Raw genomic sequence first — 19,517 nt, forward strand, 5'->3', positions numbered from 1 at the left:
GCCCAGAGGCCAGTATGAGCGACGAAATTTCAAAGACAGTCACAGAAAGTTGGACATGGTTCACGGATTATGTTGGCGGTAAAGGCGACTGGACCGTGCATTGCCCAAGTGACAGGAAGTGTCAGGTCGGAATGGGTGTCAAAGCTTTTGGTGAGCCGAGGGGTGAGAAGCTTTCCTTCCAGGGCACAACGCGTTTTACCGCATTTGGCTTGGGAGCTATCCACGTAAAAGTAATCGATGGCAAGGGCTCCTGTACGGTAAGGCTCGATGAGGGCCATGTAGACCCAGTGACAATTTTCAAAATGACAGCGCCCTAGCCCATTTCGAAGCGTGAACAGAGATGCCGCTTCCGAGCGTCGTCTTTTAGGACATGACGATGATTGTCGTTCAGGAGGGTCTGAAATGAGGTGGGGAAGCGTTCTTGTCGTTGGCCTTTTCTGCGCCGCTACGCTTGTGGCTGTTGGGGTTTACTATCTTACTTGGCAGCAGAGCGAGTTCAGGAGGGAGCGTGCAGACCTTGAATGGGCGTCTCTGGCAAGTTCGGAAGCTATCTCTCGCGCGAAACCAATTCCGGAAGGGTGGTCTGCAGGAGTCTTTGTCTCCGAGTACGGAATAAGCAAGGTTTTGAACTCGCTTCAGGGCGCGAAGGTATCATACGGGGCCTCTGAAGCATCAGACGATATCGTCCTTACTTTTCAGACGCTGACGCTGGCTTTTGAGCCAGGATTTGCCGAGGGCGAAATAACGCTCACAGCAGAATCTAAGAGGCGGGGTCTGGCCGCACGGTTCACCGGGCGGTCGACACTTTCCTTCAAGGGGGTTGAAGAACAAAACGGAAATCATGAAGCAGTCTTTGCAATACACCTCCTCAGCCTGAAGCCCGATATCAGCTGGTACGGCCTTAACATCCAAATGCGAGGTTTTGCCGCTGAGATGCTTTCGTCGGGGGCAATGATTTATCTAGCGGAGAAGGTTCCTGTACGGATTCCGCTACCCGTTGATCTTGAGTTTGAACTCGGTCTTGAGAAGGAACATAAGATCGAGGTCAGGGACCCGCCAGATGCCGCTCATAATGTCGAACTTAAGATAGCTCTGCCAAAAACCTTCATCAAGCAGAAGCTGACATTCCTGAACCCGGTGTTCTTGAAGGACGGTTTATGGCTCTTGGCTCATCTCGAAGACAAAGATGCTCCATTGACGATTGAACCAGTTGGGAGGCTGCCTGACCAAAGTGCGATGTCCGCTGAGACCGCAAGACTTCGGGAGCGCTTGGCGGGTATTCAAGCTCCGACAGATCAGGACCTGTCGGTATGGCTTTCGGGCCGCGTTTTCGAACGACTGATTTCGGACGTCGGAAAACTACCTGACCCGAACCGGACGGCCACACTGTCGACGTTGAGGTTCAAGGGAAAACTCAAGGAAGCAGGTGGCGGCAGCTCCTTCGCCTCGGCTTATGCTGAGTTAACCGGTGACAACCCAGTTCGCGGAAGGGCGGTAGTGAGTGATGTCTTAGGGCAGTGGGCGGGAGAAAAAGGGCTGAAAGTTGCCGCGAAGGTTACGGGGGATGTGACTGTGACAGCCCACGTGCACGCGAACCTTATAGCTGGAGGTGGGGTAGGAGAGCGAATCGTAGCCCTTGGCGGGGGTGGCACACAAATAGAGGGCTGGCTCGCCCCTAGGATCGTGAACGTCGACGGACACAGTGTGTTGTTGATAGAGCCAGATTTTGACTGTGAACGCTTCAGCTTTGGCCTCGTTATTGCAGGATCGTCACCAACTCCGGTGAGCCTCACAGGCCTAAATGTTACAATTTACGGTAGTGTTGGTGGGCAAGTTGTTCCGAAACAAGTGCTAGTCTCGGACGTGCCACACTGGGTTTCTGGGAGAGGCGCAGACGGGGCATCTTTGCTGCTTGGGAATGATGACAAGCAGCTTGTGCTTGAACCAAGATGGCGAGCTGCATCGGTAGTGACTACACCAGTGCTGGCTGCGGCGGCGTCGGAAGGTTTGAGAGTAGGATTCAAACTGAACATTACCTACTCTGACGTCGCTCCACCTGGAGAGGTGCGTTCTGAGACTGAGAAGGTTATAAAAGATAAGATCGCTAAAGAGATAGGTAGCAAATCCTGCGGCGAGCCGGTAATCGACTTTGGACTTGGTGGCTTGAACATATCGAATCTCGCATCAGGCCTATTGTTACCTCCAGGTGTTTCGTCTGTACTCGGACCTCTAGGGGTGCCGCCGCCGACGGTTCCACAGCTCATTCAGAACAGCCCTGTTGTGAAATTTTTCAAACGCCTTTTTTGAAGCTGTTATAGGTGGTCCTAGGCTCTGTCTTCAAACGTACATCCGGGATTTTCTAGGGGTTTCGAAAGGTGTGGGCGACGAATGGCCCGGGATGGGAGCATCCTAAGAAAACAGCAGCAGGCTTGCCTTTCAATGCGAGATCAGCAAGGAGCCATGGAAAGGCTGGAGGCGCTGACGGCGCTAGTCGATGACATCAACGACCCGGAAGCGTTAAGCCGTGTCTGTTGACGAACGCCGGTCGTTAACCGCAAATATGGCTTGGAAAGCTGCTGTCGTATTGCGCACGCCGTTGCCAACGTCAATCCGCGCCGCCCTGCTGACCGAGGATGTTGCGTCTTCTGGAGAAACGCCAATAAGATGGCAGCAAGCCGCAGTTCGGTTGAAACCCGCAATGACTGCTTCGCCCAATGGCAAGAAGTAACATCCCAAGACCTTTTCGATTTTTTCGAGAACTGAGCGCGCAAGCAAGCTGTTGGGTGCCGAGATACTGCATGTTCGAATCTGGAAGATGAGCCGGTAAGGGCACCTTAAACGAAGCTACCTTAGATCAACCGGGAGTAGGCTACATGAGTATCGGTCGCGTCATTCTTGCCATTTTCGCAGGGTTGCTGACACTGTGGCTCATGCTCAATGTGGCGGGAATAGGAAGCAGCTTGGTTTGGTCTCTTCTGGATAAGGCAACCCCTACCGTCTCGATAACGACCCAAAATGTAAACACCGGCAACTGGGGAAGCCTTCTGCTTCTCCCCCTGGCGCTCGCTGCTGCTTTTGTCTGCGCTGCTATAATCATCGACCCTGGCATTTCCGCTAAGTCGGAGTCGATCACTGCGTTGGTGGTTTTCATCCTTTTGGGTTCGGTCTCCGGGGTCAACTTTTGGTCCCACGACGCTCTGTTGAATGTTTATGGTCAAGCGCTGATCGATATCGTGTTGAGCATCAGCGCCATCGTCGTTATCGCGACCTTGCTGCGATGGAAGCCAACGTTTGTCACTACATTTGCACTCCAGCGCATCGCACTGTTTTTGGTGACCGTCTTTGGTTTTGCGATCCCGCTTTATTTCGCGACATGTCTGTTATTGATAAAGGTCGGTTTCATGCCCCCGCCCGAGCCCAGAAAAACCGCAGCCGAGGCACTGGGACTCGTCAACGGCCTTGTCGGGTTTACAAGCGCAGTGCTTGGTTTGGTGACGGCGCTTACACCCAGTTTCCTGAAGATGATGAAGAGGCGGCGAACCTAGCCAGAATTCGCCCTGATTATAGAGATGGCCAGCCTGTGACTATTCTCTCTCGTATGGCGGTTATGGCGTTCGGCCAGCCGCTCGTTCCCTCCCAGAGCTATCGCGACCTTGGCGAATGCTAAAACTCTCAGAACCGCCGCCTCCTGCCATACAGCTGGTGGAGTGGCCGAGTACGTCCTCTCGGTTGTTCGTAAATAACCAGAGTCAGATGCTGCAACTCTCCGCCATTTAAACAATGGTTCAAGAAGCTCTCGCGCGTAACCGCCGCAATTAACACGTTGTCCGTGCCTTCCTGAAGGTAGAATCGCCACAGGACTGGTTGAGGAATAGGAAAGCCCCTGATCTCGAAGCCCTCGTCACCAAAGTCAACAAATACGTGAGATTGAATAGGTGCCCATCGACGAAAAAGGGCGTTATTCCCAGCGGCCGGTTTCAGGAGCAGGGGATTGTTATTCACAACTAGGGAGTCTTTTAGTGCCCGACGAAATGCATCCGAATCGCGCTTGAACCGCACGCCATCTACCACCCAGATCATAGGTTTGTAGAAATTTTCGCGAGAACGCCGTTCCTCGGGAGTGATCGGCGAATGCTGGAACTCTACAACGAGTTCTGCGCCGGTTTTGACGTCAGCGATATGTCGCTCACCGTCGGCGGCGATATGAACGATCTCTTGCCACTCCTGTGGAAACAGGGACTTCCAGGAACGATGCCATTCGGTCTCCGGCTCCCACCAATGATCGCACTCCAGCTTTCCAAGGTGAGCCCAGTGCCATATCCGTTGCTGGCCGCACTTTGCAACGACCTCCCTCTCGCAGTTTGGGCAAGCGCCGCGAAGCTTCGGGTGAGCTTCTGCACGCTTCCCATCGACCAAAGCATATTTCAGTTTCACTGGACAACTCCATCCCAATCGCCGTTCATTCGCAGGTCGCGAACCGACGGTCAGCTTGGATGCAGGATTCCACTGAAGTAAAGGAGCTGTCCCGCGAAATTTCGGCCCTGGTGTCAGTAAATGCACAGATACCGCCGCTCAATCATCTTCAGTGTGTTGCCGAACAGCACCAGTAGGGCTTGGCAGTCGGTCAACGCACCCCGGGGCACTTTCCGCCGCTCGCTTGTTCTTTGCCGGAAGGCGAAGAGAGGAGCTGTTGGCGATATCAAAAAATTGTGTACGCGGCCGAGATGTCGCCATGGTTGTGGTCAGTCCACCAAGTGGATATAGATGTTTGAACGCTCATTCCCAGGGTTGCCAGAGATGAAGCAGGCCGATTTGCTAGTCGCGCTGCGCCGAGCCAACGAAGAATGTCGCCGGGGCACCAGCCCAGGCGAAACCCTTTTCATCATCAAACAGATTCTGTCAGCGTTGAAGGCAAAGCCTCGGCATGATCACGGGAAGAGAAACTAAACCAGAAATCCGTGATTACCATCATTTGCAATCGTCCGGGGCCGTTACAGTCGTAGGAAACTTGGGACAGGTTTTCCGCCAATGGCGGCGATCTGGAACTTCGACATATCCAGAGGGCCGAAGAACGAGTTCTTCCGCCACAGCTCCTGTTTCGTGACCTACCCGGCAGCCAAGCACCGCTCATCTTCGCGGGGCTGGCCTGTTTGGCTTGCTGGCCTTCTGTCAGGTCGAACAGCTAGGCTTTTCTCCTGATGCCGTATGCTCTCTGGCTTCGATTATGTCGTAATCCGGATGGTCCTGCAAACGACGCTGAGCGAGCTGATAAACTCGGGTTTCGATGACCCACTCGTCACGACCCTTTCTCTTTCCGGTTACGCAGACCGCGATCTTTTCGTAGACCTCGTTTCCACGCTCATGGCTATAGCGCTTGAATCCATTTTGCAGCAATATCGGCAACTTCTCCGATAGAATCTTGCTGGAACCGTCGCTGACCACAACCGCAATTTCCTCATATGCCTGGCCACTCTCGTTGCTCAATTCGACGATGAAGCCTCTCGGGAAATGATGGCCTACGCCATCGTTCGTGAATCGGGCATACGACATTGGACTAGCGTTGACGCTGATCCAATCAACGGAAGACGCAACCAGCTTTTCAGTATTCCTCTCTATAGCGACTGTTTGCTGCTTCAGCTCCCCAACGTCTTCCGCAACCTTACCCAGCGATACCTGCAACTGTTTCAGCTCGGGGAACGCAGAAATCAATGCGCCACCTTGCGGCGATGCCTCGGTGGACATTGCGGAGAAAGCGTAGATCATCATCCCCAGGATGAGGCAGGAAAATCCGAATGGTTTCAGAGCGGACTTAATGGATGGATCGACGCCGAATGTTTCTGCCAGCTTTGTCGTAACCCATGCCGACGGCACGATGACTGCCAGCACTCCCAATGCGGCTAGGGTGACAAGGATGGCTGCGAAAATGTTCTGGTTCTGGAGAATGTCGGCGAAAGTCGCCAGAATCGAGCAGATACCCATGAACATCGGATAGGTGAATTTTTTTATAGTGTGCATTCTTTTAGCCCATAGGAATGCAGGGACACTTAAGCCAAACGTCTAAATCTTTAATGAACTGAGGTTTCAACGCGATCACAACAAGATTTTTGTGAATGTCGGAGAGAAGCAAAAACCGCATGGCCGCTTTCACCTTTAACTAGTTTGAGCCTCGATGACAGCTGGTTGGCCCGTGGGCGCAAACCTATGCCAGGCTTCGCGGAACTCGGGCCGGTCATACGCAGTTGGCTGCAACCAAATCGAAGCCGTTCCTGTTCTGCTCTTGGCTGGATCGCTGTGACTACAATGCGCCTTCACTTCCTCCAAGGTCATGATGAAGCAGACGGGCGCTTCCGTCTTGGCCTTGATTGTGATGATCCACCAATCTGATCTGAGGTTCGCAAGATTGCTCCCGAGACCTACGGGGTCTCGTTTCGTCAGCCCTTTGCTTTGCACGCCGAAGCGGATTGTTTCGCTGTCATTCGCGCAGAAAAGGTCACTGCCTTTAGCGTTTCTAGACGTCAACATGACGTTCCAACCCCTGCGAGACAACTGCCATGCCGCATAGTGCGTGGCAGCGTTCCCGGTTACCTGTGATGATTTTACATCCATGCTTCCACCCAGAATGACGACGCGATCAGAATATCCACGCAAAGTCCTAAAAGGCGCTTTACTGGCTGACCAATCGTCGAGATTTGTTGCCCGACGCTGATCGTCGCCGGGTTCGAATTAACTCGCACATTCCATGTGGCTAAAGGGTAGTTTCCCCCTCCCGTTTTCGTACGTCGGTTAACCTTCGCTGGCGATAGTCGCACAGCAGCACGATGCTGCGGCGAGGCTCATGACGAACCGATCTTTATTAATTTTATTGGTTTGCCATGGTCAGCATTCTCACAAATACGTCCGCGATTGCCGCCCTTCATACCCTCCGGTCGATAGGGCAATCCCTGTCTGAGACACAGCAGCAGGTCACTACGGGCCTGCGAGTGAAAACCGCGTCGGACAATGCGGCCTATTGGTCGATTGCAATGACGATGCGCTCGGATAACAGCGCGCTTTCTGCCGTTCAGGATGCGCTCGGGTTGGGAGCCGCCATGGTCGACACGGCCTATGCCGGTATGGAGGCGACCACAAAAGTGATCGCGGAGATCAAGAACAGGCTAGTTGCCGCAGCGGAACCAGGAGTGGACCGGTCCAAGGTCCAAGGCGAAATTAAACAGCTTCAGGACCAACTGCTGTCGATCTCGAATTCTTCGTCATTTGCTGGCGAGAACTGGCTTATCGGCCATCCGAACGTCAACGGCTTCGTTTATGCCGGGCCAGACAACCCCAATCCCTTCCCGTTATTGGAGGGCGATAAGAAACTGGTCGCATCCTTCACGCGCGATAGCGCCGGGAATGCGTCGGTCCAAACCATCGACATCAAGCGAACAACCAAAGACGTTGTGTTTGCTCCAGCTCGTTATGAGCCGGGCGCTCCCCTGATCGGCGTGCAGACCGGCTACGGCATTGCGGATAGTCCGATCAAATACGAGATGATCTACATCCCCGATGACGTCTTCAACGTTCCCAGGCCTGTAGCCTTTCTGGATTACCAGTCGAGCTGGGAACGAGTGAGTGACGACCTCTATTCCGACGGCACCGACTATTTCACTCGCCTCAACGGCTTTTTCGTCAAGGCGGTTGATGCCTCAGGCAAGATTGATACAACAAGTACGACCGCGAGCCATGGCTTCAATCCGGACGTTACGGTTGCGAGCCTCGACATAACGAAGCTTGATGAGTATTCAGCGCAGTTCGTCGGCACGCAGGCACCGGTGGAATTTGCTCTCGATGTTCTGATCTCATTCGTGGACGATAAACTTCAAAACGCCGTTTCGGTCACGGCGAAATATGGAGCCCTCTCGAAGCGGATCGAGATGCAGGAAAAATTCGCGTCCAAGCTCAGGGACAGCCTGGACAGTGGCATCGGACGCCTTGTCGACGCGGACCTGAACGAGGCATCCACGCGGTTGAAGGCTCTGCAAACGCGCCAGAACCTATCGGTGCAGGCTCTCAGCATTGCGAATGAAAGTCCGAACGCCCTTCTACGACTGTTTCAGTGACGTGCTTCCGTAGATGCCTTCGAACCGTTCTTGGATGGACACGATATCGGCTGGCGATGACCTCCAGCGATAGATTTTCCTGGAAACGGGCGTGGCAGACGTCGGCAATCTGCTCTTGCGTGAGCGACGGTCGACGGCCAAGCAGACGACCTTTGGCTTTGGCGGCGGCGATCCCGGCTGCCGAGCGTTCCGATATGAGGCGTCGTTCAAACTCCGCCAACGCGGCAAAGATATGAAAAACGAAAGCACCTGCGGGGTTACCAGTATCTATGGATTCCGTCAGCGAGAGAAATTCTACTCCCCGATTTTGCAGCCGCGTTACTGTTTTCACCAGGTGAATCAGTGACCGCCCGAGACGATCCAGTCGCCACACGATGAGCGTGTCACCTCGTTTAAGCCGTCGCAATGCCTTTGTTAGGCCAGGCCGATTTGTGATCGCGCCCGAAAATCCTTCGTCTTCAAAAATGACGTCACAACCGGCCGCAACCAAAGCGTTCAACTGCAAATCCAGATTTTGCTCTGTGGTCGATACCCTCGCGTAACCTATTCTCATGATCTTTCCGAGATTTCCTTGGAATCGGCGCGATTGACAAAACCAACCAATTTTGTCCGACCACGTTTGCCGACGTGCAATAAAGGTATGCGTCCAAGGTTCTCAGGGACCTACGCAAGGTACGACATCAATTCTGGTTCGATGACAAAATTGGTTCGTTTTGTCCTTCACCGACAGCCAAGATTTGTCGTGTTGCCCTGCAGGAGTTGTTTCGTGCGAGGGGTGAAATCCTTTTCAGCCTGCGTGCACGACTTGATGGACGCCTGGATCAAAAGCAGCGAGGGAGCCAAAGCTACCGACATCTACGAAGCCGTTCTTCGCCCAACGCAGCCGAACGCAATTCTGGCACTCATCGGCTGCAAGGCTCAGGAACCAAGCAGTTTCTCAGTCGAATTTATCCGGCGCTACAGCGTTGCAACGGGAATTCTGGATTTCCCGTTGCAACAGCCGTTCAATCTCCGGAACTTCTCAGATCAAGATTACCTCCACGATATCGTGATGCCCGCGTTGACCGAGGTACTGGCCCAAAAGCGACCATTGCTTTCCAGGGGACGCACAGTCTTCCAAGGTTGCAGGATTTTCCATGACAGGCTGCTCCTTCCTCAAAAGTCCGCAACCGGAAGAAGCGAATGGTGCATCCTCTTCTCGAAGATCGACCTCCTGCTCCCTGAGGTTACAGGGTTCAAAGTGGACGACATTGATCTCAGTATCCTCCAACTGCTCACAGAAGGCGCTGCGCAGAAGGAGATCGCGCTCAGGCTGGACCTGTCGCCTCGGACGATTGAGCATCGGATCGAGCGGCTTAAGGGGAGGGTCGGGGCAAAGAACCTACAGCACCTCGTAGCGCTCTGGATTTCGAGCAGGCTGTAAAACGCATGCTGAAGCACAGCCTATTCCAACCACCTGCCGAGCATAAAATGTCCGCACTCCCCACTTGACGACCAAAAATTTGTTCACTAAATGTTCCATCCATGATGAACACGGCCCGCACCATACGAATATCGATCTGATCCCGCGTCTCCACTGGAGGCAGTGAGTTCAGCGTATTCGAGTGGTCCGATGGAAATTCAGCCTGTCAGCCCCCAGGGCTCGTCATCAATTCCGACAAAAATTTTTTATCCTCAACAGACGGTCCGGTGCTCTGGCCCAGCTGCATTCCGCAATCAGTTGGCACGCGACATCGCATGCCTTCTGGACGTCGACGATGACGTGACCTCGTGGTCATGCCTCAGCGAGGCACTCCGGTATGGCGGCGAAGTATATTTTCCTGATTTGCTCGTGGAGCGTGAGAGCTGCCGAACCCTGATTCAAGCCGACAATAGGTGCGAGGGCGCTCCAACTTGGTTGATTGAGGCCGCTCACCTGGCTGGTTTCGAAATTCAGATTCTAGCTCGGCCCGATCTGCCTGACGTACGGCTTCGGAATGCGAAAGACCTTTTGCGGTACGCGCGTTACGAAGTTGCGCTCGATGATCGAGTTCGATTGTTGGCGGCTCTAGAGGAACACGGCACTCTCACGGTGGCTGAATGCCTTTCCGTATTTCGAAACGTGCCTCCGATACCCGGTCTAGCGAGTCTGGTTCTGGCCCGTATTGTCGCCATCGATTTGGATGACGCCTTGATTGCCCCTGAGACCATAGTACGCCGCTATCGCGGTTGATCCCACATTACCTGTTCAGCGTTCGCGGCTCCGCCGCCAGGAGGATAATTGTGTCTAAAAAGATGCCTTCGCTCAAAACCCCAAACGATGTCGCTCTGTATTGTACGCTCAGGCGAGCGCTCCGAAAGGCCCCTGATTTCATCGGCGGCTACGATTGCATCGTACTTCTGAATGTGCCGTCGGACCGATGTGCGGAAGACTATGATACGTGTGCGGCAAGCCTCATGCTGCGATTGTCTGCTAATCGGGATGATATGGCGTATGTGATGATCACCGCCGCCGACAAGCCGAGGGCAATCGTCAAACGACTGGAAGCGGACCATAAGAAAAGCCGACTTCTTATCTTTAAGGAACAGGCTGTTGACCTTCCGCTCCAGGTGTCATTGTCCATCGATGTCGAAGTCGATCTTGCGCCGATCTCGGTGATGGATTTTCGGATCGGCTGCCGCATTGCGTATCAGATCGATGCTACTGCTACTGAAGCGGAAGCCGCCATGAAATATCCGCTGGATCATGTATGGGCAGCACTGCGTCGCGGCCGCCCCATCAAGGGAGCCTTGGCTCGTTTGGCGAAGGCATCTGAACTCAGTAGCAGCGGATCGAAGCATAAAAGTGAATTGCCGCTCCTAGAGGCGATGTACGGTTATGGAGCTGCAAAGACCTGGGGCCTCGAACTTGCGCAAGACCTAAAAGACTGGCAGCGAGGCACTATCGATTGGTCAGAGGTCGATACAGGTATCGTCCTCTCGGGTCCGCCAGGTGTCGGCAAAACGCAATTTACAGCCGCGCTCGCCCGACAATGCGGTATTCCGATTATCGCGGCCTCGCTGGCTCGTTGGCAAGCGAACGGACACCTCGGAGACCTGCTCAAGGCCATGCGAACAGACTTTGCCAAGGCAAAAGACAGTGCGCCGAGCATCCTGTTCGTAGACGAATTGGACAGCTTCGGCGACCGAAACTCATTCACCCACGATCACAAAGACTATTCGGTCCAGGTCGTGAATGCCTTCCTTGAACATTTGGACGGGCTCGACGGGCGCGAAGGTGTCGTCATGATCGGCGCGACGAACGACCTCAGTCGAATTGACCCCGCCATCCTGCGGCCGGGACGATTGGATCGACATGTTGCCATTCCATTGCCGACCGCCACGGACAGGATCGCCATCCTTCAACAGCAGCTTGGCCAAGAACTTCCAAGCAAGCATCATTCAAGGCTAGCGGCCGCGACCAGCGGCTTTTCCGGGGCCGATCTTGCAAAGGTCGCACGCGACGCAAAACGAGTTGCACGACGGGCGAGACGTCACGTGACCATGGATGATGTTGTCGAGGTATTGCCGGAACTTGTCCCGATCACGGGTAAGCTCCGGCGGGCGCTCGCCGTCCATGAAGCTGGGCACGCGGCGGCAGTGGTTGTTCTTGATCATGGCAAATTTCATGGTGCCATGATCATCGACCACACTCGCAACGATGCGGAGACCGTACCTGGCGGGGGAGCTTATTACGAGCTTCCAAATGTAGCACACCGTACCGCCCAGACCTACAGGAACCAGATCGCAGTCCTGCTCGCAGGGATGGCGGCTGAGGAGGTCTTCCTCGGAGCCATCAGCGATGGTTCCGGGGCAGGCGAACGATCCGATCTTGCACAGGCAACAAGGATCGCAACGCTGCTGCAGACAGGCTTGGGAATGGGCAATCGTCTTCGACACAGCCTTGCGAAGAAAGACGCCGACCTCGAAAAGCTTCGCAACACTGACGCGACGATCACGGCATGGGTCGATGGCGTGCTCCAATGCGAATTCGGACGAGCAAAGCAGCTTATCTGGGAGAACCGACAACTCGTCGAGCGTATTGCTGATGAACTGGAATCCCGAGGCAAAGTGACCGCTGACCAGGTCGCCGAGATGGTGGCGAAACCCGATCTCCTCACACGCAGGGAAAGTCGCCTGCACGCCAACAACAGGACATCTTAAACTGGTCAGTGCCCTGGCAGGAAAACCATCAGGCAAAAGCCGCTGGTGCCGTAAATTTGCTGTGCCACCTGTTATCTTGGGGATTGTAGATTCCTGGAAGCGGATAGCAGCTGTTGATCAAAAGGAAATCTTTGATATTGAGAGTTGCTATCGGTAATCCATTGACGAGCGCCGTCGCCGCAATATGGAGGTCTTGCCCGTGCCGCAGGCGTTTTGCCCCAGGATGTGAAATTAGGAGATTGCGCAATCTAGGATCGGCAGCGAGGACGCCCCACACCTCAGCGATCTCTTTTCCAGTATCCAGGATCGGCATGCCGGAGGAGATCAGCTTCTGATACCAGTTAGCTAGTCGAACCGCTTTGAGCGGATCACGTGAGCACAGCTGAGCGATCCCTTGCTGGAACTCCATGATCGCGGCTGCGGGAATAAAGAGATTAGATGCCGTTTCAATGAACCGGATCACGTGTGGATGAGGTCTGGCCCTACTTGTTTCGCTCAAAACGCATGTGTCCAGTAAATATCCTATCGTCATAAAAGTACGCTCAGTTTGCAATGCGCGCACGCTCCACCATTATGGTTAAGCATCGATTAATCTGTATATTCGAATATACTTCCGAGCGCGCCGGAAGATTTTACAGGAATAGATATGTCTGAAGACGATCACTCCCTAGCGGGAGCCCATGAAGATAATATATCGGACGGCGCATTCCTCATCCCCGAGGAGGGCGATCTAAGGCGCTTCTTTGAAGCCTTGCGCCGAACGGGCACGCTCACTGTGAAAGACGGTTCTGAAGAATTCCTTGTCCGGATTTCGCGGTTGCAGATAACAGACGAAGCGCGAGCTTTTCTGACGCGTGGTGGCCCGGTTTCCGGCAGCGGATCGAAGTAAGTGTGACGCAGCTTGCCGTTCTGGCTCGGTGCCGCTTTGACACGTTGGGGAATCAGTCGGGTTCGTATAGCTTCAGCCTCCCGTCCTTCTTCGAGGCAACCAATGGATACTGATCAGCAGGAGCCCGAAGCAGCGCGAGATGACGCTCGCCTTCTCGAACATTGGAAGAGCACTCTTGAACTGCGCAACGATCAGTACACGACCTTCGACAAGGCCATCCTTGGCGTGAGCGGTGGTGCGCTCGGATTGTCTATCGTCAACGCAGACAAGCTAAGTGGTGGTGCCGCCACCTTTTCGCAATTTCTGCTATTGAGCTGGCTGGCGTTCGGCCTTTCAATCACAGCGAACATTTCTTCATACTGGTCAGGTGCCCAGGATGCAGAAGTTGAAATACGAAAAATTACAAAGGCAGTAGAAACCGGAACCGAATATTCTTGGGGAAATGTCTTTCGGACGACCACCGTCGTTTTGAACTTCGTTGCGCTGACGCTATTCTTCTTTGGCGTGATTTTTCTTTCGTTGCATGCATACCGAAACATGGAAGGCAGCAAAGATGTCTCAGGACAGGCCTCAGGTCCCCCGTCCCCCACAATTGGAACAAAGAGGAACCCCGACGCACAGCCCGGCTCCTAGAGCCCCAACTCTGCAGTCCGCCAACCGGCCGAATCCTAATGGTGGCAAACCCAGCTCACCACCCCCTCCCAAGCCTCCGAGCGGGAAGTAAGCCTCGTTTACGATACGGCTTGTTGTTATCGCTCATCTCCGTGCAGAGACTAGAGCTTAACAATCTGAAGTCCGAAAAACGACTGCCGGACTGGGTTGCCTCAGTTAATGTTTGTTGAGGGCGTGAACGGCCTTTCGTTGGGGACACGATCACAAAATGCGCAAATTTCTGATAGCTGCGGCTCTCATGTTGGGGACCATTGCCGAGACATCTATAGCCGCCCGGAATGTACGGGTGGTCGACGGCGATACGATTGAGTTGAATGGCGAGACTTTTCGGCTTCATGGAATCGACGCCCCGGAAGCCGGACAGCAATGCACTCTGCCCTTAGGCAAGTCATGGCCATGTGGAAAGGCGGCAATCAGGTCGATGGAAGACCTGGTGCTGGATAAAGCGGTGCAATGTGATTCGCGGGGCAGCGATGGCTATGGCCGGACTATTGGCGTCTGCACGGTTAATGGTGCCGACATCAATGCGGCTATGATTTCGGCCGGTATGGCTTGGGCGTTTCGAAAATATTCGTTGGACTACGCGAAGCTGGAAGATGTCGCTCATCAGAACCGCGTTGGTGTCTGGCAAGCTCCTACCGAAACACCATGGGATTTCCGCGAAGCAAAATGGGCCGTGTCGCAGCAAGAAGCTCCAAATGGGTGTCCGATCAAGGGCAACGTTTCCGGAGGCGGTTACATCTACCACGCACCTTGGTCGCCATGGTACGACAGGACAAAAGTGTCGCTGCAAAAAGGCGAGCGTTGGTTTTGTACTGAGGCGGAGGCCGTCGCGGCAGGGTGGCGCGCTCCCTATTGGGGCCGCTGACCTAAGGTGTCATTGGCTCGGCTCTACGTCTGATGCGAATTTCAATCCGCCGACGGGATTCGACGTTGCCCGCCTGGCCCGTGGTGAGTACATCCCCCGGCATAACAAGCTGTCCGCCGGACATTGGCAGGATCGCAGCGTCTTTCAACGACCTATCAGCGCGCAAGACGTTCGCCACCGCAATCGCGCGTGCAAGTCCCAATCCTGCATTGTCCGCAGGGATAATAGCAGTGATCGGTTTCCTACCATCAACCACATCGATGATCGACTGGTCCAGATTGGAGCCAGTCCGTGAAATCGGCTGCTCGTCGGTGTGGCCGATGACCTCAATAATATCCACTTGGTAGCGGTCTAGACTTTGGGCGATCTCGCTGGCAATGGAGCCCCGGAGCTTGTCAGCAAACGCTTTGGTTAGCTCGGCGCTGCCTGATCGAAAGAAGTAGCCACCTGCCTCGCTGAGATTTATGATTGGAGGCCACTCGTGGGGTTTCGAGCTTTTCTGTTCTGTTTCGGCGCTGATCAACTGTTGGAGGCGCTGTTCTAGCGCGGCTATATCGACTGTCGCGATCCCAGCTCTTTTCAACGCCTCGGCTACCCGCCGCAGTTCGGCAATGGCTTTCGGCGTCAAGCCCAGTTCCTGATAGGAGCGGAGCGTGTCACGGGCCTGCACCAGTTCACGCCATTCCTTCTGAAGCTCTTCCGCTTCGGCGGACGTGCCCGCCAAAAGATCGACGCTCCGCTGTAAATCGTCCAGTTGCTCCTTCAAACGTCGGTTTTCTTCCTGCAGTGGCCGCACGTTCACCAACTCCTGAACGGCCTCGGCCACCTTCTTCCGTTCAGAATTGATGATGGCGGCAGCAACCAGTAGCAGGCAGAACACCAAAAGCAGCATCGACTCGGCCATCGTCAGACCGAGAATGAGACCACGGTTGTAGCCCTTGTGCTCCGATTTCGCAGCAGGTTCGGAGATCACTGCCATCTCTTAAACCATGACTTCTTGGTCAACCCATCATCGGTTGCGGCCAGCGGGTGGCCAGAAATTGGAGGTCTCGCTTCATCCTCGCCGTTCCTTGCTCCGGTTATAATGGTCGGCGAGACACGTATTTCGGCTTGTAGCGGCCCGTCCCCGGTCTTGATCTCAGGCGGAAGATCAATGCGGTCCGAAGCGAATAGCGTCGGTTGTGGGATATCCATCGTTGTTACACGGATTGCATCGCGTGTCGAAATCGGCAGCTCAGCAAATCTTTCCGGCCATGCGGGTTCAGACGCGGTGCGCTCGGCGGAAGGAGCCACAGGAGACGGCCTCAAAGATAGCTGGGCCAGCGCCTTCAACGGCTCGATAGCCTCTGCCAGACGCTTCGGCAGGTCGTTAAGTGGCGAGAGGGCTTCCGCCGTTTTCTCAACTTGCTGTTTCAACAGCGCAGCGGTGTCTTCGCTCTGTTTCGCCTGGAGTTTTGCCACATCGTGAATAGCATCGACGGCAGGCTGCAACTGAAAGCGCAGGACTTCATCTGGGGACTGCATCCCGTCAATTTTGCCGGACATACCTTCAATGGCTTTACCCAGGCCTTCCACCAATTGCGACATCTGCATTGTCGCGGCGTTGACCTTCGCGGTCGCTTCCTCCGCGACGCTATTGAGCTTCGAAGACCGTTCCTCGAACAAAGCTAAATTCTGCTGGCTCAACGTCGCGAGTTTTTCGGATGCCTCCCGAATTGGTTTAATGGATTCCGTCGACAGGATTTCGATGGCTTTCTGGACTGCGGCCCCCGTCTGTTCGGCCTGGCGGGCGATCTCCTCGAAGCCCTCCAACAACATCTGGCTGCTGCTTCGGCGGTAACTGGAAAACTCGCGTGCTGAGGAGTCGAGTTCAGTTCGAACCCGACGCGTCATCTCAGCCAGTTCGTGCCGCACGCTGCGTTCAATATCTATGGGGTCTCGTCGCATCTGGTTGAACAGAATGCGGAACGCAATGCCGCAGATGGTTGAGGTAACGGCGATGCCGAAGTTCCGAACGATTTCGTCGATGGAGGCATCACCAACAAACCGGTAGAGTGACACTCCCAAACTCGACAGGGTGAAGAGGAATCCCATGTAATAGAGGTTGTCTCCAGCCTGCTCATTATGCAGGCGCATACCGTTCGCGATCAGGGAAATCAGCAGATAGGCCAGCATGATGGAGATGGGCACAGCGGTCACCAGGCCGATATGCAACTCCCAGAGCTTCGCCGTCCAGATGAAGACAATGCCGGTCAGGGTCAGAATTGCGAACAACAACATCGGGCCGTGGTGGGCCACCAACTTTCCAAAGTTTCTTTCTTTGGCCATCACAGAATCCCTTGCAGGCGCTTAAAGCTGCCGAGAGTGCCAGAATTATTCGAGACCCAAGAATTCCAGAAATTGCCAAGTTCTTGATCGCTGAACCGAAGGCCCGGGCGCTGAAATTCAAGGACCCTTACGTTGATACCGTTCAGTGGTGTCCGGAATTTCGCTTGCGCGCCGCTTTGCTCGTATTTTGGATACGACGCGCCCGTGCGATAGATCGAAAACGCCGCTGTGTGCTCCACCATATCGGAGGCTACGACGAGCGTTCTTGGAAGAGACTGGTACTTAGGAAGGCCGAATGCTTCGAGATTGATCTTCTGGATACCTGCCATAATGGGTGACTGCTGTCCCGCTTTCCCATCACGAAGGCGCTTCGACAGCTCTTCAAGTGGCTTTTGGAAACCTCGCTCCCAACGGTCTTGTGCTAGTCGAGGGTTATTCGTCCACTCATCAACGTCTTTACCACTTCCTGGATTACAGCCTGAAAAGCTGACCGCCAATTCGCCTTCCTTCTCCGTCAGCAAATAGACTTGAACAAGCCCACCTGTTGGAACTTGATCAACGATTGCCTGAAATTCGTTACGAAGGTCGGTCGCTGTCGCGTCAGCTATGGGGTCGGTCACGTCGAGAAGTATGGCGGTGATCGCGCGTGGACCTGAAAGCGGGCAAAGAGTCGCCTTGTCGAGCGGCTCTTGCTCTCCTGCCCGCATCCTCAAGACGGCATACCCACCGACAATGCCAATCGAAAGCAATGCTAGGACAGTGGTGCCGATGATCAGCCCCACGGAGTTTCCCGACTTCCGGCTTCTGCGTCTGGCCAACTCACGCCCCCGGGAAAAGGTTGTCTAGTTGATGATATCGGGTCACCGCCGCCTCGAATTCCTCGCTGATTTTCCGCATTTGCTCAGACAGTTCTGTTTGGGCTGTGTTGATTCGGTCTGCCAATTCTCGGTCGTTCCATTCATCTGGAGAGGTTTGCGTCGGTGTGAGCCGGTCCAGCTTATAAGCGGTGGAAAAATATTTCGGCTCGGGATCGGAGCGGGTCTTGCGATTTGCTTCCCGATATATCGTCAGAAGCGCATTTGCGCCCCGCTCCAGCTGGTTCTGATGCTCAACGAAGAGACTGGAACTTCTTGTCCGGTGGGAGAGGATCGCATTATGTTCTGAGCGCCGCTGGCTCAGGTCCCGGATGATGGCTTCGACCTTGTCGTTATGGTCGTCTCGGATATCCTTCAGAGTACCGATTAGGTCTTCTTTTCGGCCGATATATTCGTCGCGTGCCAGTTTGACGCGTTTTTGAGTTGACCCAAAACCGGGATATGGATCGACCAGCAGGCACCCATCGACGAAGGCGATCAGAGAGAACATGATGCCGATGCCGAACAGTGTCCAAGAACTCAGGTCCGCCAAGCCAAGGGGCGTCGAAAGCATCCTCCGGATGACCTCGCGTCCTGCGTCGGCGAACGCGGTCTCAGACAGTTCCCGGAAGTGGGCAAGCGCCAGATTGATGCTAACAGTCATCCCGATGTAGATAAGGAGGCCGATAAACCCTAGGAGCTTCAAAAACCAGTTTCGATGCACCAGGAATCTGACGCAAAAGAAGGCGAGAAACAGTGCAGAACCGATATTCAGAAGAGCGAAGCTGAAAGCGTCCGTCACGCCACCAAGGATACCTTGCTGACTGCCCTTCGCCAGGAAATTTCCGTTTAATATGGTCTCGATCAAGAGCAAGAAAATCAGTAGGCTGACTTTGAAGGCCATATGAGCCCCGTTGCTTACCTTGGCGGCTCTTCTCAATCCGTGCTTTTCTTTGAAATTCTCAAGCTCCTCCTCAGCGACCTTTAAATCTCGCCGCAGACCATGAAGTTCATCCTGGCCCACCGTCACTTCGGCCTTGAAGTCGGAGAGGCTCGTAAAATTCGCTTGCCGGATCAAGCCGAACTGTCCCTCGAAGTCCAGATTACGAAGCCGGTCAGAAAAGGTGGCAAACTGATCTTCAAGAAGCTGATAGGACCCCTTCTTCTCCTCCTCGACCTTGGCGACTATCTGCTGCTCGACTTCATCAAGCGCGCGGGCCGACTTGACCGGCCTGTTATTGGTGCCGTTGGCCTCCCCGCGCTCATTAAGTTCAAGGTTGCGACTGACTTTTTCAGTGTCGAGGATCGGAAAAATATCCGTTGACGCACGAAAGTCATGGTTGGACTCTCTCACGGTGGTCCACAGCCGATTCAATGCGTCAAAACGAGCAGCCATATTAGATTTCGCAACAGTTGATTCCCCGCACCTTCCTACCGCAGTGGTTGATTTCCGTCCACGCTCCAACCTTAGTAATTTGTTAAATGATTAACAGCGGATCGGCCGCTGGCTTGAGCATTCGCTAAACGGTTTTTCGAACTTTCCACAAGGCTGCGATGACTTTCTGCCGACCATCCGCCTTGGTGATTTAAAGGCCGACATTTCCCGCTGATGGAGGGCCTATAAC

Annotated in this window: 17 protein-coding genes; 9 read left to right on the forward strand and 8 right to left on the reverse strand. The window is 54.3% G+C overall.

The features are described from left to right. The first annotated feature begins 14 nt into the window (after nt 1-14). The 3 genes from ACZ9EJ_RS21260 (at nt 15) to ACZ9EJ_RS21270 (ending at nt 3,545) form a co-directional block, all read left to right on the forward strand. Nucleotides 15-317, forward strand: coding sequence for a hypothetical protein (locus ACZ9EJ_RS21260; protein WP_255743280.1), 303 nt, complete (start codon nt 15-17; stop codon nt 315-317). A gap of 85 nt (nt 318-402) precedes the next feature. Then, nucleotides 403-2,307, forward strand: coding sequence for a hypothetical protein (locus ACZ9EJ_RS21265; protein WP_255743281.1), 1,905 nt, complete (start codon nt 403-405; stop codon nt 2,305-2,307). A 566-nt stretch (nt 2,308-2,873) separates the two neighbouring features. Next, entirely contained in the window at nt 2,874-3,545 is a 672-nt protein-coding gene (locus ACZ9EJ_RS21270) for a hypothetical protein (protein ID WP_052764735.1), read from the forward strand. Nucleotides 3,546-3,672: 127 nt separating this feature from the next. Here ACZ9EJ_RS21270 and ACZ9EJ_RS21275 read toward each other — a convergent pair whose 3' ends face one another. Then, on the reverse strand, nt 3,673-4,434 hold the full coding sequence (locus ACZ9EJ_RS21275; RefSeq protein ID WP_255743282.1) for a competence protein CoiA: 762 nt from the start codon (nt 4,432-4,434) through the stop codon (nt 3,673-3,675). A 735-nt stretch (nt 4,435-5,169) separates the two neighbouring features. Continuing rightward, nucleotides 5,170-6,015 (reverse strand): hypothetical protein, encoded by an 846-nt coding sequence (locus ACZ9EJ_RS21280; protein ID WP_046642659.1) that lies wholly within the window; start codon nt 6,013-6,015, stop codon nt 5,170-5,172. A gap of 857 nt (nt 6,016-6,872) precedes the next feature. Between ACZ9EJ_RS21280 and ACZ9EJ_RS21285 the strand changes: the two genes are divergently transcribed. Further along, nucleotides 6,873-8,099 (forward strand): flagellin N-terminal helical domain-containing protein, encoded by a 1,227-nt coding sequence (locus tag ACZ9EJ_RS21285; RefSeq protein ID WP_046642569.1) that lies wholly within the window; start codon nt 6,873-6,875, stop codon nt 8,097-8,099. On the opposite strand, the gene ACZ9EJ_RS21290 is transcribed toward ACZ9EJ_RS21285, so the two are convergent. Then, on the reverse strand, nt 8,050-8,652 hold the full coding sequence (locus ACZ9EJ_RS21290) for a recombinase family protein (RefSeq protein WP_080955880.1): 603 nt from the start codon (nt 8,650-8,652) through the stop codon (nt 8,050-8,052). The two genes, ACZ9EJ_RS21285 and ACZ9EJ_RS21290, sit on opposite strands and share 50 nt — an antisense overlap. A gap of 255 nt (nt 8,653-8,907) precedes the next feature. Between ACZ9EJ_RS21290 and ACZ9EJ_RS21295 the strand changes: the two genes are divergently transcribed. Beyond that, nucleotides 8,908-9,522, forward strand: coding sequence for a response regulator transcription factor (locus ACZ9EJ_RS21295; protein WP_052764725.1), 615 nt, complete (start codon nt 8,908-8,910; stop codon nt 9,520-9,522). 839 nt (nt 9,523-10,361) lie between these two features. Beyond that, a complete protein-coding gene (locus tag ACZ9EJ_RS21300) occupies nt 10,362-12,281 on the forward strand; it encodes an AAA family ATPase (RefSeq protein WP_255743284.1) in 1,920 nt (639 codons plus the stop codon). Between the two features lie 28 nt (nt 12,282-12,309). Here the strand turns inward: ACZ9EJ_RS21300 and ACZ9EJ_RS21305 are convergent, their stop codons facing one another. Further along, a complete protein-coding gene (locus tag ACZ9EJ_RS21305; protein WP_080955878.1) occupies nt 12,310-12,813 on the reverse strand; it encodes a PIN domain-containing protein in 504 nt (167 codons plus the stop codon). A gap of 114 nt (nt 12,814-12,927) precedes the next feature. On the opposite strand from ACZ9EJ_RS21305, the gene ACZ9EJ_RS21310 reads away from it, so the two are divergent. From ACZ9EJ_RS21310 to ACZ9EJ_RS21320, 3 genes are all read left to right on the forward strand, one after another. Then, on the forward strand, nt 12,928-13,170 hold the full coding sequence (locus ACZ9EJ_RS21310; RefSeq protein ID WP_046642565.1) for a hypothetical protein: 243 nt from the start codon (nt 12,928-12,930) through the stop codon (nt 13,168-13,170). A gap of 102 nt (nt 13,171-13,272) precedes the next feature. Next, complete coding sequence (locus ACZ9EJ_RS21315; protein ID WP_046642564.1) at nt 13,273-13,803, forward strand: hypothetical protein; 531 nt, start codon at nt 13,273-13,275, stop codon at nt 13,801-13,803. Nucleotides 13,804-14,050: 247 nt separating this feature from the next. Continuing rightward, nucleotides 14,051-14,710: a thermonuclease family protein gene (locus tag ACZ9EJ_RS21320; RefSeq protein ID WP_046642563.1), complete on the forward strand. Its 660-nt coding sequence runs from the start codon at nt 14,051-14,053 to the stop codon at nt 14,708-14,710. Nucleotide 14,711: 1 nt separating this feature from the next. On the opposite strand, the gene ACZ9EJ_RS21325 is transcribed toward ACZ9EJ_RS21320, so the two are convergent. Genes ACZ9EJ_RS21325 through ACZ9EJ_RS21340 form a run of 4 tightly spaced genes read right to left on the reverse strand, consistent with a single transcriptional unit; the run spans nt 14,712 to nt 19,288 of the window. Beyond that, a complete protein-coding gene (locus ACZ9EJ_RS21325; protein ID WP_046642562.1) occupies nt 14,712-15,689 on the reverse strand; it encodes an OmpA family protein in 978 nt (325 codons plus the stop codon). Further along, nucleotides 15,680-17,038, reverse strand: coding sequence for a methyl-accepting chemotaxis protein (locus ACZ9EJ_RS21330; RefSeq protein ID WP_052764724.1), 1,359 nt, complete (start codon nt 17,036-17,038; stop codon nt 15,680-15,682). Before ACZ9EJ_RS21330 ends, ACZ9EJ_RS21325 begins: the two co-directional genes overlap by 10 nt. Then, nucleotides 17,038-17,856, reverse strand: a complete 819-nt coding sequence (locus ACZ9EJ_RS21335) for a hypothetical protein (protein WP_046642561.1) — start codon at nt 17,854-17,856, stop codon at nt 17,038-17,040. Before ACZ9EJ_RS21335 ends, ACZ9EJ_RS21330 begins: the two co-directional genes overlap by 1 nt. A 1-nt stretch (nt 17,857) precedes the next feature. Beyond that, complete coding sequence (locus ACZ9EJ_RS21340) at nt 17,858-19,288, reverse strand: hypothetical protein (RefSeq protein WP_255743285.1); 1,431 nt, start codon at nt 19,286-19,288, stop codon at nt 17,858-17,860. Nucleotides 19,289-19,517: the final 229 nt, after the last annotated feature.

The sequence above is a fragment of the Neorhizobium sp. USDA 3394 genome (assembly GCF_056280385.1).